The sequence below is a fragment of the Stenotrophomonas sp. 1278 genome (genome assembly GCF_029892765.1).
Lineage (GTDB): Bacteria > Pseudomonadota > Gammaproteobacteria > Xanthomonadales > Xanthomonadaceae > Stenotrophomonas > Stenotrophomonas indicatrix.
In genome coordinates, this window is sequence record NZ_JARXWD010000013.1 from 76,412 (window position 1) to 97,820 (window position 21,409).

Sequence of the window (21,409 nt, forward strand, 5' to 3'; positions counted from 1 at the left end):
TGCGCGATTCACGCCGCAGGATGCCGTACTCAGCTGATGATCTGGCGTTTGCTGCGTGCCTGGGCGATGGCTGCCACCAGCAGATCGCCGGTCACCGGCTTGCGCAGGAAACCATCGAATCCGGCCGCAAGCACCTGCGCCTCGGCATAGGCATCCGAGCGCGCGGTAACGGCCACCAACGGCAGCTCGTAGCCCATCGCGCGCAGTTGGCGGGCGATGGCGGTGCCATCGAGTGCCGGCAGGTCGAGGTCGAGCAGGCCGACGTCGAACCCCTCGGTGGATATTTCCGACAGTGCGCCCAGGCCATGCAGCACGTGCACCACCTCATGGCCACGGCTGCGCAGCAGACCGGCGATGACCTCGGCAACGGTGGCATCGTCCTCGACCAGCAGGATGCGCAGTGCAGGCAGCATCGGCGACGCTGCCTCGCCAGGGCTGGAGGCCTGCTGCCGGCTCCACGGCAGCGGCAGCCGCACTGCGAAGCGTGCGCCACGCCCCGGCTGGCTGTCGACATCGATGCGGCCGCCCATCGCCACCGCCAGCTCCTGGCAGATCGCCAGGCCCAGCCCGCTGCCACCATAGCGCGAGGCGGTACGCGGGCCATCGGCCTGTTCGAAGCGGTGGAACAGGCGCTGCTGCTGCTCGGCATTGATGCCCGGCCCGCTGTCGCTGACCTCGAACGTCACCGCGCCGCCGTCGTCTTCCAGGCGCGCCGCCAGGCCGACATGGCCACGCTCGGTGAACTTGATCGCGTTGCCCAGCAGGTTCAGCAGGATCTGGCGGACGCGCATCTCATCGCCACTGACGCAGATCGGGCCTGGCAATGCCTCCCCGCGCTGGAACGCCAGCCTGCGCTGTTGTGCCATCGGCTGCATCAACGCCTGCACCTGGTCCAGCAGTCCGCCCAGGTCGAACGGGCGGATGTCCAGTTCAAGCCGGCCGGCCTCGATCCGTGCCAGGTCCAACGCATCGTTGACCAGGCGCAGCAGATGGCTGCCGGCCTGCTGGATCGAACCGGCATAGCTGCGCTGCACCGGGTCCAGTTCGGTGGACAGCAGCAGTTCGCTCATACCCAGTACACCGGTCATCGGCGTGCGTACTTCGTGGCCCAAGGTCGCCAGGAAGCGGCTCTTGGCCTGCGATGCCTGCTCGGCGATCTGCTGCTTGTGCACCGTCAACTGCCACTGCTGGCGTCGCCGCAGCCGCCTGCGGATCGACCACAGCAGTGCCAACAGCAACAGCGAGCCCAGCATTGCATAGCCGAAGATCGCCATGCCGCTGCGCCACCAGGGGGGCAGTACCTTGATGTGCAACTGCTGCGAGGGCGTCCACGGACCACTGGCCGTCGCGGCCTGCACCTCGATGGCGTAGGTGCCGGGCGGCAGCCGCGACAACGTGCGTTGGCCGTCTCCGCCCTGTTCCACCCAGTTCTGGTCGTATCCCTGCACGCGGAACCGGTAGCGGTTGCCCTGCGGGTTGGCGTAGGACAGCAGGCGTGCATCGATCTGCAGGTCACGGTCGTCGGGCCCCAGCAACAGCAGGCCGGAGGTCGGCAAGGGCTGCCAGCCGCGCGCATCATCGCGACGGACGCGAACCTGCGCGATCACCAGCTGCGAGGGCGGCAGCTCGGCGTCGGCAGCATTCGGATCGAAGCCCACCATGCCGGTCTGGGTAACGGCCAGCACCCGCCCATCGGCATCGATTGCCGGTGGGCGTCCGGTGAACTCGGCATCAAGCAGGCCGTCGCGTTCATTGAAGATCTGCAGGCGACGCTGTTTCGGATCCCAGCGCAGCAGGCCGCGGGGCGTCGTCGCCCACAACTGACCGTTCCGGGCCAGGGCCAGCCCACCCATGCTGACCGGCGGCACGCCGGCACTGGCATCGACGCGCTGGATCAGGCGCAGGCTCAGGCCATCCCACTGGTAGCGCTCGAATGCGCCCTGGCGTGCGATCCACAACTGCCGGGGATCGATCCATACCAGATCGTAGATGGGCCCCCTGGAAACGCCGGGCACCGCTTCGAAGCGGTCTCCCTGCTCGCGCCAGATGCCCATTTCCCCGACCACCCAGGCGTGCCCGCCGGCATCGAAGCGGATCTGCTCGACCGGCGCGTCGGTGCTGCCTCGCAGCGTAGCGCCGTCGAAACTGCGCAGCAGGCGGCCTTCGGCACTGCGCTGTTGCAGGCCCAGGTTCATCACCGATACCCAGACCGTGCCATCGGGGGCCTGCCGCATCAGATCGATCCGCTGCCGAAGGTCGGCGCCACCGCCAATGCGCCAGTCGCGCAGCACACCGGTGGCGGGGTCGTAGACGCTGATGCGCCCCGCGCGGCCGAGCCACAGCCTGCCGTCGGGACGTGGCAGCACCGACCACACCGCGCCGCTGCCCAGTTCGCGGTCGCTGACCAGCAGGCTCAACGTCCCCTGTGCATCGATCTGGTAGACGCCATGCGCAGAGCCGACGTAGTAGCTGCGACCGTCGCTGGCAGCACTCAACAGGTACTGGCTGTCCAGCGGCTTGCCATCGAACTGGTACCAGGTTGAAAAGCGTCGCCAGTCGGGCGGCAGGTAAGCCAGGCCCTGGGTCAGCAGTGCGACCCACAGCCCTCCCTCATGGTCCTGCATCAGGTCGAGCACGCCACTGTGACCGGTCAGGAAACCACTGCCACGGTCGCCTTCCAGCCTGCGCAGCACCTGGCCGTCACCACGCAGCAGGCCATCGGAAGTTCCCGCCCAGTAGCCTCCGTGGCTGTCGGCCAGGACCAGTGCCGAGCGCAGGCGGGCACTGTCGGCCCAGGCCGGTCGCGTCACCCGATCCTGCGCATCGATGCGATACAGGCCGTCGTTCTGCGTACCGACCCAGATCGCGCCATCGGCATCGCGGCTCAGCCGCAGCACGCTCACCGCCGCCAGTTCGCGCGGCGCCACGGCTTCGAAGGCGTGGCCGTTCCAGCGCGCCACACCGGCTTCGGTGCCCACCCACAGCCGTCCCTGCGCATCCACCAGACTGCTGAAGACGGTGTCACTCGGCAGACCGCCGGGCTGCGCCCGATCATGCTGGAAATGGCGCAGCGAGCCATCTTCGCCGACGCGGCAGACCCCATGGCTGCTGCTGCCGACCCATAGCGCATCCTCGGCGTAGGCCAGGGTCCAGAACTGTCCCTGGCACCCTTCAGTGACGGAATCGAAGGTCTTGAAGCGTTCGCGGTCGGCATCCAGCCGGGCCAGCCCCTTGCCGTTGATGCCCACCCATACCCGGTCGAGCGGGTCGACCAGCAGTGTTTCGATCTCGTTGCCGGGCAGCGAATCCGGTTGTGCCGGGTCGTGCTGCCAGACCCGCAGCTCACCGCCGTCATAGCGGGCCAGGCCGCCGTCGGTGGCGGCCCACACGCGGCCCTGTCGGTCTTCGGCCAGCGCCACCACCATGCGCGAGGGCAATCCCTCGGCCGCGCCGAAACGGCGCAGGCGCGGTGTTTCACCGGCCATGTCCAAGGTCGCCGCTGCAGCCGAAAGCGCCAACAGCACCAGACCTGCTCCTGCAATGCCTTGGCACCACCGGCGCCAGCCGCTCTTCATCCTGAACCCCCTGTCCTGTGCCGATTGTCACACAGGGCTGCAGCCATCGCTGCAACAGCCTGTTTCCGGCCACATCGGCACCACGAACTGTTGCAGCCGTGCACACAGCGTTGCGCGGGGGCTATGGGTATGATCGAACGGTCTTTTTCCCGGAGCCCCCCGCCGATGCGCCACTGCCTGGCCCTGCTGCCGATGCTGCTTGCCGTGGCCCCCGCCTGGGCAGGCAACGAGGCCTACCGCATCGATCCGGTGCACACCCGTGTGCTGTTTGCGATCGACCATGCCGGCTACTCGCAGGCGCTGGGTACGATCTCCGGAAGCCAGGGCCAGTTGCAGTTCGATAGCGACAACTGGCGCGATGCGACACTGGACGTCGAGATTCCGGTGTCGCGATTGGACTTTGGTGATGCCAAGTGGAACCAGGCAACCCTGGCGCGCAGCCTGCTCGATGGCGAACGTTTCCCCACCGCCCGCTTCGTCTCCCGCCATGTCGAACCGATCGATGCCCGCCATGCGCGCGTACTGGGCACCCTGACCCTGCGCGGGGTCAGCCAGGAAGTCGCGCTGGAGGTGACATTGAACCAGGTCAAACGCTATCCACTGCCACCCTTCCGGCGTACGGCCGGCTTCTCCGCCACCACCACGCTGAGCCGGCGTGCCTTCGGCATCACCGCCTGGCCGGGCGTGATCGGTGATGCGGTGCAGGTGCGGATCGAGGCTGAAGCCACGCTCGACCGCAGCGATTCTCCGGGAACTCCCCCGCCCCAACCCCACTCCGACAGCCAGACGGCCACCAAGGACCCTTCATGACCGCCAAGAACACCCCTGCCGCCTGGGGGAGTGTCAGCCAGACCCTGCACTGGCTGATCGCACTGCTGATTCTCGCCCTGGGCATCGTCGGCCTGACCATGGGCGAGCTGCCGAAGACGCCCAAGTATTTCTGGGTCTATACCGCGCACAAGTCGATCGGCATCACCGTACTGGCACTGGTGGTGCTGCGCCTGGGCTGGCGCCTGTATGCCGGTGCCCCCAAGCCGGTACCCGGCGTGCCGGGCTGGCAGGAGCGCATCGCCAGCGCCACCCATGTGCTGCTGTATGTGCTGATGTTCGCCATCCCGTTGTCGGGCTGGCTGTACGACTCGGCCAGCGGCCTGCGTCCGTTCCGCTGGTTCGGTCTGGTCGATGTGCCCAAGCTGAGCGGACCGGATCCGCAGATCGTGGCGGTATCCCATGCCCTGCACGAATACGGCTTCTGGCTGTTGATCGCGGTGGTGCTGGCCCATGCCGGTGCCGCCTTCTACCACCACCTTTTCCAGCGCGATGCCACCCTGTCCCGGATGTTGCCGCGTGGCTGGCTCGCCTCTCCCCAGAAGGACTGACCGATGAACCTGAAACTGACCACCCCGGCCGCTGTGGCCGCCGCCCTTGCCGGCATGCTGGCCACCGCACCGGCGCTCGCCGCCGATTACGCCCAGGCGCCGGGTGCCGGTTCGTTCCTGGCCTTTGCCACCAAATACGACGGTGAAGTGTTCACCGGCAGCTTCCCGGGCTTTGCCACCAAGCTCAGCTTCGACCCGGCCAATCCGTCCGCAGGTTCGCTGGACGTGGTGATTCCGCTGGCCGGCGCCAAGAGCGGCAACAGCGACCGCGACTCCACCCTGCAGGGCGCGGATTTCTTCAACGTCGGCAAGTTCGCTACCGCACGCTACACCGCCAAGGGCTTCCGCGCGCTCGGCAACGACCAGTTCGCCGCCGACGGCACGCTGGAACTGCGCGGCGTGAGCAAGCCGGTCACCTTCACTTTCACCTGGAAGCCCGGCGCGCAGCCGGTGCTGACCGGCAAGGCCACGGTCAAGCGCCTGGACTTCGGTGTCGGTGGCGGCGACTGGGCTGATACCAAGACCATCCCGGACGAAACCGCGATCAGCACGATCGTGAAGTTCGACGCGAAATAAGACGCCTTCGTCCTGGCAGCGCCGGGCCATGCCCGGCCGCTTCCACCGCTGGCCGCGCTTCGCGCTCGCCAGGCATGGCCCGGCGCTACCTGCCCGCTGACAGCCAGGCCTGCACCGTGGCCGCATCGAACGGCCAGTCCAGCTCCCGCCCACCGCGCTCATCGCGCAGCACCGGCACCCGCGCCCCATAGCGCGCCTCCAGCGCCGGCTGGTCATCGAGGAACACCGATTCGAACTCAGGCGCCCGCGCTCTGGCCAGTTCGGCCAGGGCCATGTCACACAGATGGCAGTCGTCACGCTGGAACAGGGTCAACACCGGGGTTTGCTCCCTTGGCGGAAATGCTGCGCCGCAGTCATGGAAGTGCGGCGTGAACCGCTAGAATAGCGGTCTCTCCCGGTACCCGCAGTACGGCAACCATGGCTGTCAGCACGTTCGACGTTTTCAAGATCGGCATTGGCCCGAGCTCCTCGCACACCGTCGGGCCGATGAGGGCCGCCGAGCGCTTCATCCATCGGTGGCTGCTCGACCCGGGCAAGCTTGCGCAGGTCGCGCGCATCCGTGCCGACGTGTACGGCTCGCTGGCACTGACCGGTCGCGGCCACGGCACCGACAAGGCGATCCTCCTCGGCCTGGAAGGGCAGCGTCCGAACCTGATCGACCCGGACATCATTCCGTCCACGCTGGAGCGCATCCGCAGCAGCAAGCGGATCATGCTGATGGGCCAGCACGAGATCGCCTTCGACGAAAAGCGCGACCTCGGCCTGAACAAGCGGCAGAAGCTGCCCTACCACACCAACGGCATGCGCTTCACCGCGTACAACGCCGATGACGAAGTGCTGGCCACCCGCGATTACTACTCGGTCGGTGGTGGCTTCGTGGTCAACCAGGACGATGCGGCCGATGACCGTATCGTGCCTGACGAAACGCCGCTGCCCTACCCGTTCAAGAGCGGCGACGAGCTGCTGGCGCAGACCGCGCGCAGTGGCCTGAGCATCGCCCAGTTGATGTTCGAGAACGAGAAATGCTGGCGCAGCGAGGACGAGATCCGCGACAACCTGCGCGAGATCTGGAGCGCAATGCAGGCCTGCGTGGCGCGCGGCATCCGCGAGGAAGGCGTGCTGCCGGGTGGCCTGAAAGTGGGCCGCCGCGCGCCGGCGCTGTACCGCGAGCTGTCGTCGAAGCCGGAAGCGGCGATGCGCGACCCGTTGACCACGCTGGACTGGGTCAACCTGTACGCACTGGCCGTGAACGAAGAGAACGCTGCCGGTGGCCGCGTGGTCACCGCACCCACCAACGGCGCGGCGGGTGTACTGCCGGCGGTGCTGCACTACTTCGACCGCTTCTGCCCGGGCGCGAACGAACAGCGGGTGTTCGACTTCCTGCTGACCTCGGCGGCGATCGGCATCCTGTACAAGGAAAACGCCTCGATCTCCGGCGCCGAAGTGGGCTGCCAGGGCGAGGTCGGCGTAGCCTGTTCGATGGCCGCCGGTGGCCTGGTCGCGGCGCTGGGCGGCAACCCGAGCCAGATCGAGAACGCCGCGGAAATCGGCATGGAGCACAACCTGGGTCTGACCTGCGATCCGATCGGTGGCCTGGTGCAGATTCCGTGCATCGAGCGCAACGCGATGGGTGCGGTGAAGGCGATCAACGCCTCGCGCATGGCCATGCGCGGCGACGGCAAGCACAAGGTGTCGCTGGACAAGGTCATCAAGACCATGCGCGATACCGGCCGCGACATGCAGGACAAGTACAAGGAAACCAGCCGCGGCGGCCTGGCGGTGAACGTCATCGAGTGCTGATGGTCTGCAGGGCCAGGCATGGCCTGGCTCTACTGCAGGGCCGGGCATCGACCCGGCTCTGCAGTGCCGTTCTCGACCGGACAACACCGTCACCGTTTTCCGGTTAGGCTCGGGCATCCCCCTGCCCCGGAATGTCCCATGCGCGTGATCGCCACCGCCCTGCTCGCCTGCCTTCCGCTGTCCGCTCTCGCTGCGCCAACCTACGGGCCGCGGCTGGAGGGCTTCGACTACGGCTATCCAGTGAAGACCTTTGCACTGGAATCGCAGCGCCAGGCCTTGGAGATGGCCTATCTGGATGTTGCGCCGAAGAAGAAGCCGATCGGCGTGGTGGTGCTGCTGCATGGCAAGAACTTCTGCGCGGCAACCTGGAAGGAGACGATCAAGCCGCTGGTGGCGGCAGGCTACCGGGTGATCGCGCCGGACCAGGTGGGTTTCTGCAAATCCAGCAAGCCCGAGCGCTACCAGTATTCGTTCGGGCAGCTGGCCGACAATACCCATGCGCTGCTGCAGCAGCTGCAGCTGGGTGATGTACCGGTGCACGTGGTCGGCCATTCGATGGGCGGCATGCTGGCCATCCGTTATGCGCTGATGTATCCGCAGGACATGCGCAGTCTTTCGCTGGTCAATCCGATCGGGCTGGAAGACTGGAAGGCGCTGGGCGTGCCCTGGCGCAGCGTGGACGCGTGGTATGCCGGCGAAATGAACATCAGCTATGACAGCATCCGCCGCTACCAGCTGGATGTGTACTACGACGGCAAGTGGAAGCCGGCGTACGAACCGTGGGCGCGCATGCAGTCGGGCATGTACGAAGGCGCGGGCAAGCAGCAGGTGGCCTGGAGCCAGGCACTGACCTCGGACATGGTGTTCAACCAACCCGTCGTCTACGAACTGAAGAACCTGCAGGTGCCGACCACCTTGTTCATCGGCCAGAAGGACCGCACGGCGATCGGCCGTGACCAGGCATCGCCCGAACTGAAGTCGACGCTGGGCAACTACCCGGCACTGGGCAAAGCGGCAGCGGCGGCGATACCCGGCTCGACCCTGGTCGAGTTCGCGGCACTGGGCCATTCGCCGCAGGTGCAGGACCCGAAGCAGTTCAATGCCGCATTGTTGAAGGCACTCAAAGCGCGTTGAAGTTCCATAACCGCCGGGCATGGCCCGGCGCTACGAGGATCGGCGTGGGTAGCGCCGGGCCACGCCCGGCGAGCGCAGCAGCGGCCGGGCTCACCCCACGATCCGCAGCACGTCATCCAGCAGCGCCGCTGCGGTCACTTCCGCACCCGCGCCCGGCCCCTGGATCAACAGCGGCTGCGCGCGGTAGCGATCGCTGTGGATGGCCACGCGGTTGTCGGTGCCCGCGCCCTGCGCCAGCGGATGGTCGGCAGCCAACTCACGCAGGCCCACCTGCGCACCCTCGCCATCGACGCGCCCGACAAAACGCAGCACCCGGCCGTTGTCGCGCGCCCGCTGCCAACGTGCCTGCAGCGGTGCATCCAGCTGCTCCAGCGCATTCACTGCATCTTCCAGCGGCAGCGCAGCCAGCGCATCCGGCACCAGTGAGTCGACCTGCACCTGCGACGCGTCCAGCGCCAATCCGCTGCTGCGGGCCAGGATCAACAGCTTGCGGCGCACATCCTCGCCGGAAAGATCCAGCCGCGGGTCCGGCTCGGTGTAGCCGGCCGCCAGCGCTTCACGCACCGCCGCCGAGAACGGCGACTGGCCGTCATAACGATTGAACAGCCACGCCAGCGAACCGGAAAGCACGCCCTCGATGGCATGGATGTGATCGCCACCGGCAACCAGCGCGCGCAGGCTGCTGAGCAACGGCAGGCCGGCGCCGACGGTGGCGCTGTCGCCGTAACGCGCACCACTGTCGGCGCAACGATCGGCGATGGCCTGCGCGCGCGACAGCTGCGCACCGCGGCCAAGCTTGTTGGCGGTCACCACGTGCACACCGCGCGCCAACCACTGCACGTGGCGCGCCGCTACATCTTCGCTGGCGGTGGCATCGACCACCACGTCGCCACGCTCCAGCCCTTCAGCGCTGGCCCACGGCGGCGAACTCTGCCCATCACGCGGCGCACGCCGTGCCAGTTCCAGCGGCAACGCCAGATCGCGGTCGATCGCCAGCGCGGTGCGTGAATTGGCCAGCCACTGCACGCTGGGCAGGTCCAGCCCACGCGCCTGCAACGCCTGGTAGCGCTGCACGAAGGCCGAACCGACGGTGCCGGTTCCGAGCAGCGCCAGGCGGCCGGTACCCAGCAGCGGAATCTCGACAGGCAAAGCGCTCATGCGTCTGCCACCTGTTTGCCGCGCGCCACCGCATCGATCACCGCCTCGGCGCGCGCCAGAGCGCTGCCCAGATCGGCCAGCAGGTCGCGCTCGCCCTCGATACCGACCGACAGACGCAGCAGGCCTTCACTGATGCCCGCAGCCGCGCGTGCTTCGGCAGTCATTGCCGCGTGGGTCATGGTCGCCGGGTGTGCGATCAGACTTTCCACGCCTCCCAGCGACTCGGCCAGCGTGAAGTAACGCAGACCATCGACAAACGCACGTACAGCAGCATGCGGATCATCGCCGGCACAGCTGGCCAGTTCGAAGGACAGCATCGCGCCGAAACCACTCTGCTGACGCGCGGCAACGGCGTGGCCCGGATGATCGGCCAGGCCCGGGTAGTAGACCTTGGCCACCACAGGATGCGCATCAAGCAGCGCCACGATCGCGGCGGTGTTTTCCTGGTGCGCGCGCAGGCGTGCATCCAGCGTACGCAGGCCACGCAGGGTCAGGAACGCATCGAACGGCGAGCCGGTAAGGCCCAGGGCATTGCCCCACCACACCAGCTGTTCATGCACGGCGGGATCGCGGGCAATCACCGCACCACCGACCACGTCGCTGTGGCCGTTGATGTACTTGGTGGTGGAGTGCAGCACCAGGTCCGCGCCGAACGACAGCGGTTGCTGCAATGCCGGCGACAGGAACGTGTTGTCGACCACCACCAGCGCACCGGCTTTGTGCGCCGCGTCGATCACGAAGCGCAGGTCAGTGATGCGCAGCAGTGGGTTGGACGGGGTTTCCACCAGCACCAGCTTCGGCTGCGTGGCCAGGGCCTGGGCCAGCGCGCGCGGGTCGGTCAGGTCGGCAGTGACCAGTTCGAAATGGCCCTTCTTCGCCAGCGCATTGAACAGGCGCCAGCTGCCACCGTACGCATCGTGTGGCACCACCAGGGTGTCGCCGGGCTGCAGCAGCGCGTTCAGCACCAGGTTGATCGCGCCCATGCCGGTGGCGGTCACCACACCGCCGGCGCCGCCTTCCAGTTCGGCCAGCGCCTCACCCAGCAGGTCGCGCGTGGGATTGCCACTGCGGGTGTAGTCGTACTGGCGCTTGTTGCCGAAGCCTTCAAAGCTGAAGTTCGACGACAGCACGATCGGCGGCGTGACCGCGCCATGGGCGGTGTCCCGATCGATGCCGGCGCGGACGGCGGCGGTGGTGCGACAACAGGACGGTTCAGCGGCGTGCAGGCTCATGCGGACTCTCCAGAAGTGCGGAAGGCGGTGGCGAGGATCGCGTCGATGCGATCGGTTTCTTTCAGGAAGGCGTCGTGACCGTAGGGCGAGCGCAGCACGCGCAGGCTGCCGCGTGGGCCCAGTCCCTCGACCAGGCCGACCAGGTCGGCAAGCGGAACCAGGCGGTCGCCTTCAACGGCAACCACCACGGTCGGCGGCAGGATCGCGCTCGGGTCCACGCGATGCAGGTCGATCGACTCGGACAGGCGCAGGTAGGCATTGACCGGCGTGCGCGCGACGTACTGCGCACCAGCCGCGTCGAGGTAATCTTCGGCCGCGACACGGACGCGGCCATTGACCACCTCCGGTGCTGCGTCGAAGCGTTCGCCGAATTCTTCCGGTGTGCGGTAGCTGAGCATGGCGAACTGGCGGGCCAGCGCCAGGCCGTGGTCTTCGCCACACTGCAACTGGCCCAGCGCCACGGCACGGCGCTGCAGCGCACGCCAGGCGGCGGCATACGGGTGCGGGCGGTGCGCACCGCTGGCCAGCACCAGCTGGCGTACCCGGGCACGGTGGCGGATCGCGAACTGCTGGCCGACCAGCGCGCCGTAGGAATAGCCGACGAATGCCTTCAATGCGCGGATGCCGAGGTGATCCAGCAGCAGCGCCAACGCATCGGCCTGGTCGGCGGTATCGATCGGCACATCCAACGCACCGTCGGCGCCGATGAAATCGAACGCGAGCACACGCAGCTGCTGCGGATCCAGTGCGCGGCCACTGCCGACCAGGCCTTCGGCCCAGCCCTTCTCGCTGAACTGCGCATTGGAGGCCACATGGCGGTGCGCGGAAATGCCGCCGGCCAGCACCACCACCGGTGCGTTGACCGGACCGACCCACTCATAGCGCAGGCGCACCGGGCAGGGGCCGGCATGACGCATCGACAGCACGGCGGCGAACTCGCCGCGCTCGGCGTGCACGCGGTCATCGACCGGCACGCTGACGGGGACAAAGGGTTCGGGGCGAAGCACGGTGCTGGTGGCGAAGCTCATGGCGGGTTCCGGTAGGGAAATCGGCCATCGAGCCTTCGCGGGGCTCGCGTTCGAAGTGCACGTTGGGTGCAGGTTCGAACCATCTTTCGGTGGACGCCACGGTCCCCGCAGGATTTGGCACCTACGCAGGCGCTTTCGCGTCTGCGGGCTGCCCCGGCTTCAAAGGGCCTGTCCCTCTGCCGGTCTCGATGGTGGAGCCACGATGCCAGTCCTTTTCGGGCATGTCAATCCCTTCATGCGGATAAAGAGATGGATGAATGCAAAGCCCCCACCCTTCCCCCGTCCCGACAGCTTGCGTAGAGTCCCGGCGGTCCATGTCGCTGGAGCCTTCGATGCGCCGCCTGCCCCTGCCCTGCCTCCTGCTGCCCCTGTTGGCGAGCGCCCCCGCGAACGCTGCCGACTGGCGCCAGGGCTGGGGACTGGTGCCACAGACGCCGGCCGCGCGCACGGCCGACGCCACGCCGCACGCGGCGCCGATGGCCCGCCTGCGCCTGCAGTCGCTGGGCGACCAGTGGCAGGCGCGGATCGACAATCCACTGTCCGGCCCGGTGCAGATCGAGCTGCGCGCGGCCCCCGGCACACAGGTCGAGGGCCTGCCGCTACAGTCACTGGTGCAGGCCACCGGCAGCCTGGTGGTGGGCCATCTTCCCTCTCCTGCCAACGGCAAGGCACTGGATCTTCGTCTGCAGTCGGTGCCGGGCAATCCGGCCGCGCGCGCCGAAGACGTCGCCTATCGCCTGCCGTTCCAGGCTGCCCAGCTGCGCGTGGATCAGGCCCCGCAGGGCCGGTTCAGCCACGATGACGAGGAGAACCGCGACGCCATCGACTTTGCCCTGCCCGAAGCAACGCAGGTCCTGGCCGCCCGCGAGGGTACGGTGATGCAGGTACAGGACGGTTTCCGCGGCAATGGCCTGGACCGTGAACGCGATGCCGGACGCGCCAACTTCGTTCGTATCCTGCACAGCGACGGCAGCATGGCGATGTACGCCCACCTGCAGGCCGGCGGCATGCGCGTGCGTCCCGGCCAGGCCGTGCAGGCCGGGCAGCCGATCGGCCTGTCCGGCAACAGTGGCTACAGCACCGCACCGCACCTGCACTTCGTGGTGCAGCTCAACCGGGGCATGGGGCTGCGTTCGGTGCCGGTGCGCATCCTCGCCCCGCAGGGCGAATTGCACTTCGCCCGTGAGGGCGGCGGGGACGCCAGCGCCGGGCGCTGACCCGCCGACGCCGGCAGGCCGGTATAATCGGGCGCTTATCTCTTTGAAAAGCGCCCCGTGCGGGCGCCACTGCCATGTCCGAAGTCGCCACCGAAGCGTCGCGTCGCCGCACGTTCGCCATCATTTCCCACCCTGACGCCGGCAAGACCACGCTGACCGAAAAGCTGCTGCTGTTCGGAGGCGCGATCCAGATGGCCGGCTCGGTGAAGGGCCGCAAGGCTGCCCGCCACGCCACCTCGGACTGGATGGCGCTGGAAAAGGAGCGCGGCATCTCCGTCACCTCCTCGGTGATGCAGTTCCCGTACGAAGGCAAGATCATCAACCTGCTCGACACCCCGGGCCACGCCGACTTCGGCGAGGACACCTACCGCGTGCTGACCGCGGTGGACTCGGCGCTGATGGTGATCGACGTGGCCAAGGGCGTGGAAGAGCGCACCATCAAGCTGATGGAAGTGTGCCGCCTGCGCGACACCCCGATCATGACCTTCATCAACAAGCTCGATCGTGAGGGCAAGGAGCCGATCGACCTGCTGGACGAGGTTGAAAGCGTGCTCGGCATCCAGTGCGCACCGGTCACCTGGCCGATCGGCATGGGCCAGCGCCTGAAGGGCGTGGTCCACCTGATCACCGGCGAAGTGCATCTGTACGAGCAGGGCCGCAACTTCACCCGTCAGGATTCGACCATCTTCCCCTCGATCGATTCGCCCGGGCTGGCCGAGAAGATCGGCGAGCGGATGCTGGCCGACCTGCGCGACGAACTGGAACTGGTGCAGGGTGCCAGCCACCCGTTCGACCTGCAGGCCTACCGGGCCGGCAAGCAGACCCCGGTGTTCTTCGGTTCGGGCGTGAACAACTTCGGCGTGCAGCCGCTGCTGGACTTCTTCGTCGAACACGCACCGTCGCCGCAGGCGCGCTCCACCACCGGTCGCGACGTCGCCCCGCAGGAGCCGAAGCTGACCGGCTTCGTGTTCAAGATCCAGGCCAACATGGATCCGCAGCACCGTGACCGCGTGGCGTTCATGCGCGTCTGCTCGGGCCGGTTCACTGCCGGCATGAAGACCCTGCACGTGCGCACCGGCAAGGACATGAAGCTGGCCAATGCGCTGACCTTCATGGCCAGCGACCGTGAAATCGCCGCCGAGGCGTGGCCGGGCGATGTCATCGGCATCCACAACCACGGCACGATTTCCATCGGCGACACCTTCACCGAAGGCGAGGCGATCACCTTCACCGGCATCCCCAACTTCGCCCCGGAACTGTTCCGTCGCGCCCGCCTGCGCGATCCGCTCAAGCTCAAGCAGCTGCAGAAGGGCCTGGCACAGCTGTCCGAGGAAGGCGCGACCCAGTTCTTCCGTCCGCTGACCAGCAATGACCTGATCCTGGGCGCGGTGGGTGTGCTGCAGTTCGATGTGGCCGCCTACCGCCTGAAGGACGAATACGGCGTGGAAGCCACCTTCGAGCAGGTCAGCGTGACCACGGCGCGCTGGGTCCACTGCAGCAACGAGAAGAAGCTGGAGGAGTTCCGCGAGAAGAACGCGCTGAACCTGGCCCTCGACGCGGCCGGCCACCTGGTCTACCTGGCGCCGACCCGGGTCAACCTGCAGCTGGCGCAGGAACGTGCGCCGGACGTGCGTTTCTCGGCAACCCGTGAAGCCGCGCATACGGTCACCGGCAACTGATTCCAGCGACCATACGGTGGCGGGGGTGCACGCGCCCGCCATCGCGGCGATGATAGGGGGGTGCAGGTCCCCCTCCCTGCAGACGATGCCCATGCCATGTCCACGACTTCCGTTGATTCGATCCGCGAAGAAATTGCCAGCGCCCTGACCCACGGGCTGGGTGCGGTGCTTGCCCTGGCCGCCAGCGCGGTGTTGATCACCCTGGCCGCGATCTACGGCGATGGCTGGCAGCTGGCCAGTGCGATCGTGTTCGGCATCGCCCTGCTGCTGCTGTACACCGCCTCCACGCTGTACCACGCCATCCAACACCCGCAGGCCAAGGGCCGCCTGAAGGTGTTCGACCATTGCGCGATCTATGTGCTGATCGCCGGTACCTATACCCCGTTCACCCTGATCGGCCTGCGCGGCCCCTGGGGCTGGGGCATGTTCACCGCGATCTGGGCGCTGGCGCTCGGCGGCGTGGTGTTCAAGCTGTTCTACACCGGCCGCTTCAAGCTGCTGTCCACGGTGATCTACATCGCCATGGGCTGGCTGGTGGTGGTGGCGATCAAGCCGATGTGGGCCTCGATCGATGGTGGGACGCTTGCCTGGCTGTTCGGCGGTGGCCTGTCCTATACGCTGGGCACGTACTTCTACCACCGCGAATCCATCCCCTATTCGCACGCGATCTGGCATCTGTTCGTGATCGGTGGCAGCGTCTGCCACTTCGTCGCCGTGACTCGACAGGTGCTGTGACCCCGTATTGAGGGTAACGCCAGGCCCCTGCCCGGCGAGCAGGCACCGGCCCTGCACACGATGCACATGATCGCTTCGCGCCCCGTCCACCCCGACGGGGCAACCATGGCGGTGTGAATGCTGCCTCTGCTCCTGCTGATCCCAAGGCGTCGCGCTGGCGCCTGCGTCGCCCCGGCCCACGCGGGCAGCGCTGGCTGGCCGTGCTGGTGTTCCTGCTCGCGGCACTGCTGGTCCTCATCGCCCTTTGGGATTGGAACTGGTTCAAGGGCCCGGTCGAACGTGCGGTACAGGCGCGCACCGGCCGCGCCCTGCACATCGGCAACCTGGATGTCGACCTCGGCCGCACCAGCACCGTTCGCGCCGATACCCTCACCTTTGCCAATGCGCCTTGGGCGAAGCAGCCCACCATGGTCAGCGCCGACCGGGTCGAGATCGACGTCCGGGTGTGGCCGCTGCTGCGTGGCAGCGTGCAATTGCCCGAAGTGCGCCTGACCCGTCCGGACGTACTGCTGGAAACCGCCCCGCGCAAAGGTGACCCCGGCAATTGGGACTTTCTCGGCGACAGCAAGGGGGGCGCCACGCCGCAGCTCAAGCGCCTGCTCATCGACGACGGTCGCCTGCAGTTCCTCGACGCACTCGGCCGCACCGACATCCTGGTGAACGTGCGCAGCGGGCAACCGAAACAGGCCGACGCCGCACCACCGTTGCTGGTGGCCGGCAAGGGCCGCTGGCAGGGCAATCCCTTTACCCTGAGCGGCGGCACCGAATCGCCGCTGGAACTGACCGACAGCGCACACCCCTTCCGCATCCATCTGGATGGCCGCGCCGGGGCCACCCATGCCGTTGCCAGCGGCACCTTGACCAACCCGTTCCAGCTGCAGGTATTCGATCTGCAGTTCGCGCTGAGCGGTCAAGACCTGGCCGACCTGTATCCATTGCTGGGCATCGCCATTCCGCCTTCCCCGCCCTACGCACTGGATGGCCGCCTGAAGCGCGATCACCAGGTGTGGCGTTACGAGCGCTTCACCGGCAAAGTCGGCGACAGCGACCTGGGCGGTGATGTGCAGTTCGATGTCTCCAGGGAACGCCCACGGATGACCGCGAACCTGGTGTCGCGCCGCCTCGATTTCGACGACCTCGCCGGCTTCGTCGGTGCCCCCCCGAAGACCGGTGGCAGCGAGACCGCCAATGCAGAACAGCGGGCCGAGGCTGCGCGCGTGGCCGCCAGCGCCAAAGTGCTGCCGGCCACGCCGTACAACCTGGGCAAGCTGCGCGCGATGGATGCCGACGTGCGCTGGAAGGCCCAGCGCATCAATGCACCCAAGCTGCCGCTGGACGACATGGATGCACACCTGCTGCTGGACGATGGTGTACTGCGGCTGGACCCGCTGAACTTCGGCGTTGCCGGCGGCGACATCCGCAGCACGATCCGCATGGACGCACGTCGCCCGCAGATTGCAACCTCGTTGAAGGCCAGCGTGCGCGGTGTGCAGCTGGGCCAGTTGTTCCCCGACGCCAAGCTGGCCGAACAGGCCAAGGGGGGTATCAGCGGCGCCATTGACCTGACCGGCAACGGCAACTCGATCGCAGCGATGCTCGGCAGCAGCAGCGGCAACGTGGCGCTGGGCATGGGCCGCGGCCACGTCGGCAACCTGCTGATGGAAGTGGCGGGACTGGACATCACCGAGTCGTTGAAATTCCTGTTCACCGGCGACAAACAGATTCCGCTGCGCTGCGCCTTCGCCGACTTCGGCGTGCGCGAGGGCCTGATGCATACCCGGTCGATGGCAGTGGACACCACCGATACGATCATCCTCGGCGAGGGCGATGTCAGCCTGCGCGATGAAACGCTGGACCTGCTGCTGAAGCCACGACCGAAGGACAGAAGCATCCTGGTGCTGCGCTCGCCGCTGCGCATCGGCGGCAGCTTCAAGGACCCGTCGTTCCGCCCGGACTTCAAGGCGCTGGGTATCCGGGGTGCGGTCGCGTTGACGCTGGGCAGCATCGCGCCGCCGGCGGCACTGCTGGCCACCATCGAACTGGGGCCGGGCAAGGATGCCGACTGCGGTGGGCACTACGCGAAGTAGAGCGGGCGTTCGGCGCCTTTTTTCCGTGCGGAGAGCCGGAGCAAGGCGACAGGCAGGACACGCCGTAAACCCGTCCATGGGGGCTCGGTCGGCGCATCCATGCGCCTCACGGTCCTGCCTGCCGCCTTGCTCCGGCTTCGGACAGTTTCTGCACGCGCGGAACGAGAGCAGAAATTCAAGATCAAAAGAAGAAAGCAGAATCAAAAGCAGTGCCAACCAAGGTTGGTATCTACCAACGGCAGATTGTCGGGGCTGAAGCCAGCCGCGCTCGCAGGAACGTGTCCTGAGGTGGAGGGCATGGGCGTGCAGGACCGTTGGCGCCATGGATGGCGCCATCGAGCCCCCATGGACGGGTTTACGGCGTGTCCTGCACGGCCATGTCCTCCGCCTACCCTGCGTAACAGCAAGGCGCTGCTTTGGCTTTGGCTTTGGCTTTGGCAGTTGCTTGAAAAAGCGGGCCGGCGGGCCGCAGGCCCGCCAGCGACAGAACTCACCCCGCCACGATGTACTGCTGCAGCTGATCCAGCTCGCGCCGCTGCGCATCGATCACCGACTTCACCAGGTCACCGATGGAAATCACCCCCAGTACCTGCCCGCCCTCGACCACCGGCAGATGGCGGATGCGGTAATCGGTCACCAGCTGCAGGCAGTGTTCCACCTGCTCACCGGGACTCACCGTCACTACTTTCGCGGTCATGATTTCCGACACTGCGGTGTCACGCGACGAACGATCGTGGAGCACGATCTTGCGTGCGTAATCACGCTCGGAGAGGATCCCGACCAGTCGCGGGCCATCCATCACCAGCACCGCGCCGATGCCCTTCTGCGCCATCAACCGGATCGCATCGATCACCGCCGCGCCTGGCGCGACCGCATGCACTTCAGGGGACTTGCCGTCCAACAGTTGCCGTACCGACGTCATCTGCCTGCCCTCCCAGGGTGGGTTGCAGCTCCGAGTCTGCCACGGAAGGGGCCAACCATGCGTCAACCAGGTACAACGGCCGTTGCTTGGACTCCTCGTACAGGCGTCCCAGGTACTCGCCGATAAGCCCCAGCGCGATCAACTGCACGCCCCCGAGGAACAGGATCACCGCCATCATGGTCGGCCACCCGGCCACCCGGTCGCCGTACAACGCCGCCTTCGCAATCACCCAGATGGCAAACACGAAGGCCACGCCTGCGGTGGCCAGCCCCATGTAGGTGGCCGCCCGCAGCGGGACCGTCGAGAAGCCGGTGATCCCTTCCAGTGCGAAGTTCCACAGCCGCCACAGGCTGAACTTGCTGCTGCCGGCCAAACGGGCATGCCGGTGATACGGCACCGCCACGCGGCGGAAACCGACCCAGCTGAAGAGCCCCTTCATGAACCGGTGACGTTCGCGCATCTCGCGCAATGCGCTCAGCGCGCGCGGCGACAACAAGCGGAAATCGCCGGTATCGGCCGGAATGGGCGTGCGCGAGAGGCGACCAATCACCCGGTAGAACACCGATGCGGCAGCACGCTTGCTCCAGCTCTCACCGTCACGTACCAGGCGCGTGCCGTAGACGTTGTCGTAGCCCTGCCGCCAACGTTCGACAAAGTGCGGCACCAGTTCCGGCGGGTCCTGGCCATCAGCGTCGAGGATCATCGCCGCGCCTTCGCGCACATGGTCCAGGCCGGCGGTCAGCGCCGCCTCCTTGCCGAAGTTGCGCGACAGCTTCAGCGCCGATACCCGCGGGTCGGCCTGGGCCAGCGAGGCGATCAACGACCAGGTCGTGTCACTGCTGCCGTCATCCACGTACAGGATATGACCATCGATTCCGGCCAGGCCGTCCAGTACCGCGCACAATCGCGGATGCAGCTGGGGCAGCACCAGCTCTTCGTTGTGTGCGGCGATGACGAAGGTAAGACGCTCACGAGTCATCGCCGGATTGTACGTCGTTGACGGGGATGCAGCCCGTCAGTCCAGCGTTCGAAATACCCGCTTCCCGCATCGGAAGGCACCACGGACACCTGGTGTCGTGGCCCCTCAGTCCTCCGCCAGGTACCCCGCTCCACCCAGCTGCCGTGCCTGCCGCTGGATCCACGCCGCACGACGCTGCACGTAGGGGCCTGGCTTGGCCGCGTTGTAGCGGCGCGGCGCCGGCAGCACTGCCGCCAGACGCGCGCTCTCGGCAGGGCTCAGCCGCGCGGCGTCCTTGCCCCAGAATGTCTGCGCCGCTGCCTGGGCGCCATACACACCGTCGCCGAACTCGGCGATGTTGGCGTACATTTCCAGGATCCGCTGCTTCGGCCAGAAGGCTTCGATCAGCACCGTGTACCAGACCTCCAGGCCCTTGCGGATCCAGCTGCGGCCCTGCCACAGGAACAGGTTCTTGGCCACCTGCTGGCTGATCGTGCTGGCCCCGCGCAGGCGCCCGCCCCGCGCGTTGTGGTCGCGCGCCTTTTCAATGGCCTGCAGGTCGAACCCGCTGTGGTCGGGGAAGCGCTGGTCTTCTGCGGCCACCAGCGAAATCGGCAGGCTCGGCGCCATCTGGTCAAGGTCCCGCCACTGGTAGTGCAGCCGGTAGGACCAGTCGCCTTCACCCAGTGCCTCACCGAAACGCCAGACCATCACCGTGGACAGCGGCGGATCGATGAAACGCAGCACCAGCACCTGCAGGCAGCTGAAGGCCACGAACAGCACCGGCAGCCACAGCAGCCGCTTCCAGCGCCAGCGCCTGCGCGGTGCCGCGTCGGCGGCGGCCACTACCTTGTCCTGCTCTCCCCCTGCCCCCATTACTGGTGCATCCTTCTTATGCCTGGTTGTCGGCGCATTATCCGGCAACCATCCCCGTTTCCGCGCGATGTGAGCCGATGACCGCCCAATCCGATTCCCTTATCCGTTTCCTGCTCCCCGACGCCGGTGTCCGTGGCGTCCACGTGCGCCTGCAGGCCACCTGGCAGGACATCCAGTCCCACGGCGAGTATCCGGACAGCGCCACCGAACTGCTCGGCGAAGCCTGCGTGGCATCGGCCCTGTTCACCGGCCACACCAAGGTGGACGGCCGCCTGTCGATCCAGCTGCGCAGCAATACCGCCCTGCGTACCCTGTTCGCCGAATGCACCGCCGCCGGCACCCTGCGCGGCATCGTCCAGATTGCCGAGGGCGGTGACGCCCCCCGTGACCTGACCGACCTGGGCCGGGACGCCCTGCTGGCCATCACCATCGAGAATCCCGGCCTGGACCCGCGCGAGCCGCAGCGCTACCAGAGCCTGGTCGCACTGACCGCGCCGGAACTGGATGAAGCATTCGAAGACTACTTCCGCCAGTCCGAGCAGCTGCCGACGCGACTGCTGCTGGCCGCCGGCCGCGACGGCACTGCCGGCCTGCTGCTGCAGAAGCTGCCGGGCGACGAAGGCGACGACGATGGCTGGTCCCGCGCCAGCGCGCTGTTCGACACCCTGGGCAAGGCGGAGCTGCTGGCCACCCCGGCCGAGGAACTCCTGCACCGGTTGTTCCACGAGGAGAAGGCGGAGCTGGTGGGTGACAAGGCCCTGTCCTTCGCCTGCTCCTGCTCGCGTGAACGGGTTGCCTCGATGCTGGTCTCGCTGGGCGAGGAAGAGGCCCGTGCGGCTGCCGAAGACACCGGCGCCGTGGACGTGCGTTGCGAATTCTGCGGACAGGAGTATCACTTTCCGTTGACGGAGTTCGGCATACTGTTCCACGGTGCCCAGGGGGCTGTACCGGCACCTGAACGCCTTCAGTAAAAACGAATGAGTCTTGTATCTGGGGAGGAACAAGGCTTGTTAAGAATTCATAAACACCCTAGGATCGAGTTCCCGCCCCAGC

Annotated in this window: 18 protein-coding genes and 1 riboswitch; of the genes, 10 read left to right on the forward strand and 8 right to left on the reverse strand. The window is 67.1% G+C overall.

Translation table 11 applies throughout. The annotated features are described in order from the left end of the window. Positions 1 to 29: 29 nt before the first annotated feature. Complete coding sequence (locus M2299_RS12870; protein WP_280884480.1) at positions 30 to 3,575, reverse strand: ATP-binding protein; 3,546 nt, start codon at positions 3,573 to 3,575, stop codon at positions 30 to 32. A gap of 165 nt (positions 3,576 to 3,740) precedes the next feature. Between M2299_RS12870 and M2299_RS12875 the strand changes: the two genes are divergently transcribed. The 3 genes from M2299_RS12875 to M2299_RS12885 are packed head-to-tail and all read left to right on the forward strand — an operon-like array spanning position 3,741 to position 5,530. Next, positions 3,741 to 4,385, forward strand: coding sequence for a YceI family protein (locus M2299_RS12875; RefSeq protein WP_280884481.1), 645 nt, complete (start codon positions 3,741 to 3,743; stop codon positions 4,383 to 4,385). Next, the gene (locus M2299_RS12880; protein WP_025877835.1) at positions 4,382 to 4,954 is read left to right on the forward strand and encodes a cytochrome b; all 573 of its coding nucleotides are present in this window, start codon (positions 4,382 to 4,384) and stop codon (positions 4,952 to 4,954) included. The genes M2299_RS12875 and M2299_RS12880 overlap by 4 nt, the downstream gene beginning before the upstream one ends. A gap of 3 nt (positions 4,955 to 4,957) precedes the next feature. Then, positions 4,958 to 5,530 carry a YceI family protein gene (locus tag M2299_RS12885; RefSeq protein WP_099843332.1) on the forward strand — a complete coding sequence of 191 codons (573 nt, stop codon included), beginning with the start codon at positions 4,958 to 4,960 and terminating at the stop codon, positions 5,528 to 5,530. Positions 5,531 to 5,615: 85 nt separating this feature from the next. On the opposite strand, the gene M2299_RS12890 is transcribed toward M2299_RS12885, so the two are convergent. Beyond that, positions 5,616 to 5,846, reverse strand: a complete 231-nt coding sequence (locus tag M2299_RS12890) for a glutaredoxin family protein (RefSeq protein WP_099785088.1) — start codon at positions 5,844 to 5,846, stop codon at positions 5,616 to 5,618. Positions 5,847 to 5,947: 101 nt separating this feature from the next. Between M2299_RS12890 and M2299_RS12895 the strand changes: the two genes are divergently transcribed. Further along, positions 5,948 to 7,330 carry an L-serine ammonia-lyase gene (locus M2299_RS12895; RefSeq protein ID WP_025877828.1) on the forward strand — a complete coding sequence of 461 codons (1,383 nt, stop codon included), beginning with the start codon at positions 5,948 to 5,950 and terminating at the stop codon, positions 7,328 to 7,330. 138 nt (positions 7,331 to 7,468) lie between these two features. Further along, entirely contained in the window at positions 7,469 to 8,464 is a 996-nt protein-coding gene (locus M2299_RS12900) for an alpha/beta hydrolase (RefSeq protein WP_099843334.1), read from the forward strand. Positions 8,465 to 8,554: 90 nt separating this feature from the next. Here the strand turns inward: M2299_RS12900 and M2299_RS12905 are convergent, their stop codons facing one another. Genes M2299_RS12905 through M2299_RS12915 form a run of 3 tightly spaced genes read right to left on the reverse strand, consistent with a single transcriptional unit; the run spans position 8,555 to position 11,882 of the window. Then, entirely contained in the window at positions 8,555 to 9,622 is a 1,068-nt protein-coding gene (locus M2299_RS12905; RefSeq protein ID WP_099843336.1) for a homoserine dehydrogenase, read from the reverse strand. After that, entirely contained in the window at positions 9,619 to 10,854 is a 1,236-nt protein-coding gene (locus M2299_RS12910) for an O-succinylhomoserine (thiol)-lyase (RefSeq protein ID WP_099843338.1), read from the reverse strand. The genes M2299_RS12905 and M2299_RS12910 overlap by 4 nt, the downstream gene beginning before the upstream one ends. Then, positions 10,851 to 11,882, reverse strand: a complete 1,032-nt coding sequence (locus M2299_RS12915; RefSeq protein ID WP_025877822.1) for a homoserine O-succinyltransferase — start codon at positions 11,880 to 11,882, stop codon at positions 10,851 to 10,853. Before M2299_RS12915 ends, M2299_RS12910 begins: the two co-directional genes overlap by 4 nt. A gap of 76 nt (positions 11,883 to 11,958) precedes the next feature. Next, positions 11,959 to 12,077, reverse strand: a riboswitch (SAM riboswitch). A gap of 137 nt (positions 12,078 to 12,214) precedes the next feature. Between M2299_RS12915 and M2299_RS12920 the strand changes: the two genes are divergently transcribed. The 4 genes from M2299_RS12920 (at position 12,215) to M2299_RS12935 (ending at position 17,600) form a co-directional block, all read left to right on the forward strand. Next, the gene (locus M2299_RS12920) at positions 12,215 to 13,099 is read left to right on the forward strand and encodes a M23 family metallopeptidase (protein ID WP_280884482.1); all 885 of its coding nucleotides are present in this window, start codon (positions 12,215 to 12,217) and stop codon (positions 13,097 to 13,099) included. A gap of 74 nt (positions 13,100 to 13,173) precedes the next feature. Continuing rightward, positions 13,174 to 14,778 (forward strand): peptide chain release factor 3, encoded by a 1,605-nt coding sequence (locus M2299_RS12925; protein ID WP_025877820.1) that lies wholly within the window; start codon positions 13,174 to 13,176, stop codon positions 14,776 to 14,778. Positions 14,779 to 14,874: 96 nt separating this feature from the next. Beyond that, a complete protein-coding gene (locus M2299_RS12930) occupies positions 14,875 to 15,513 on the forward strand; it encodes a hemolysin III family protein (protein ID WP_025877819.1) in 639 nt (212 codons plus the stop codon). Positions 15,514 to 15,674: 161 nt separating this feature from the next. Further along, positions 15,675 to 17,600: an AsmA family protein gene (locus M2299_RS12935; RefSeq protein ID WP_280884488.1), complete on the forward strand. Its 1,926-nt coding sequence runs from the start codon at positions 15,675 to 15,677 to the stop codon at positions 17,598 to 17,600. Positions 17,601 to 18,090: 490 nt separating this feature from the next. Here the strand turns inward: M2299_RS12935 and M2299_RS12940 are convergent, their stop codons facing one another. The 3 genes from M2299_RS12940 to mtgA form a co-directional block, all read right to left on the reverse strand. Then, complete coding sequence (locus tag M2299_RS12940) at positions 18,091 to 18,522, reverse strand: CBS domain-containing protein (RefSeq protein WP_025877817.1); 432 nt, start codon at positions 18,520 to 18,522, stop codon at positions 18,091 to 18,093. Continuing rightward, positions 18,482 to 19,501, reverse strand: coding sequence for a glycosyltransferase family 2 protein (locus tag M2299_RS12945; RefSeq protein WP_025877815.1), 1,020 nt, complete (start codon positions 19,499 to 19,501; stop codon positions 18,482 to 18,484). Before M2299_RS12945 ends, M2299_RS12940 begins: the two co-directional genes overlap by 41 nt. A gap of 105 nt (positions 19,502 to 19,606) precedes the next feature. Continuing rightward, positions 19,607 to 20,356 carry a monofunctional biosynthetic peptidoglycan transglycosylase gene (mtgA, locus tag M2299_RS12950; RefSeq protein WP_025877813.1) on the reverse strand — a complete coding sequence of 250 codons (750 nt, stop codon included), beginning with the start codon at positions 20,354 to 20,356 and terminating at the stop codon, positions 19,607 to 19,609. A gap of 77 nt (positions 20,357 to 20,433) precedes the next feature. On the opposite strand from mtgA, the gene M2299_RS12955 reads away from it, so the two are divergent. Then, complete coding sequence (locus tag M2299_RS12955) at positions 20,434 to 21,327, forward strand: Hsp33 family molecular chaperone HslO (RefSeq protein WP_099785094.1); 894 nt, start codon at positions 20,434 to 20,436, stop codon at positions 21,325 to 21,327. The last annotated feature ends 82 nt before the right edge of the window (positions 21,328 to 21,409 follow it).

Excerpts from the sequence above, each read along its gene's own strand:
- M2299_RS12870 (WP_280884480.1), bottom strand. The coding sequence starts at position 3,575 with ATGAAGAGCGGCTGGCGCCGGTGGTGCCAAGGCATTGCAGGAGCAGGT.
- M2299_RS12875 (WP_280884481.1), top strand. The coding sequence starts at position 3,741 with ATGCGCCACTGCCTGGCCCTGCTGCCGATGCTGCTTGCCGTGGCCCCC.
- M2299_RS12880 (WP_025877835.1), top strand. The coding sequence starts at position 4,382 with ATGACCGCCAAGAACACCCCTGCCGCCTGGGGGAGTGTCAGCCAGACC.
- M2299_RS12885 (WP_099843332.1), top strand. The coding sequence starts at position 4,958 with ATGAACCTGAAACTGACCACCCCGGCCGCTGTGGCCGCCGCCCTTGCC.
- M2299_RS12895 (WP_025877828.1), top strand. The coding sequence starts at position 5,948 with ATGGCTGTCAGCACGTTCGACGTTTTCAAGATCGGCATTGGCCCGAGC.
- M2299_RS12900 (WP_099843334.1), top strand. The coding sequence starts at position 7,469 with ATGCGCGTGATCGCCACCGCCCTGCTCGCCTGCCTTCCGCTGTCCGCT.
- M2299_RS12905 (WP_099843336.1), bottom strand. The coding sequence starts at position 9,622 with ATGAGCGCTTTGCCTGTCGAGATTCCGCTGCTGGGTACCGGCCGCCTG.
- M2299_RS12910 (WP_099843338.1), bottom strand. The coding sequence starts at position 10,854 with ATGAGCCTGCACGCCGCTGAACCGTCCTGTTGTCGCACCACCGCCGCC.
- M2299_RS12915 (WP_025877822.1), bottom strand. The coding sequence starts at position 11,882 with ATGAGCTTCGCCACCAGCACCGTGCTTCGCCCCGAACCCTTTGTCCCC.
- M2299_RS12920 (WP_280884482.1), top strand. The coding sequence starts at position 12,215 with ATGCGCCGCCTGCCCCTGCCCTGCCTCCTGCTGCCCCTGTTGGCGAGC.
- M2299_RS12925 (WP_025877820.1), top strand. The coding sequence starts at position 13,174 with ATGTCCGAAGTCGCCACCGAAGCGTCGCGTCGCCGCACGTTCGCCATC.
- M2299_RS12930 (WP_025877819.1), top strand. The coding sequence starts at position 14,875 with ATGTCCACGACTTCCGTTGATTCGATCCGCGAAGAAATTGCCAGCGCC.
- M2299_RS12940 (WP_025877817.1), bottom strand. The coding sequence starts at position 18,522 with ATGACGTCGGTACGGCAACTGTTGGACGGCAAGTCCCCTGAAGTGCAT.
- M2299_RS12945 (WP_025877815.1), bottom strand. The coding sequence starts at position 19,501 with ATGACTCGTGAGCGTCTTACCTTCGTCATCGCCGCACACAACGAAGAG.
- mtgA (WP_025877813.1), bottom strand. The coding sequence starts at position 20,356 with ATGGGGGCAGGGGGAGAGCAGGACAAGGTAGTGGCCGCCGCCGACGCG.
- M2299_RS12955 (WP_099785094.1), top strand. The coding sequence starts at position 20,434 with ATGACCGCCCAATCCGATTCCCTTATCCGTTTCCTGCTCCCCGACGCC.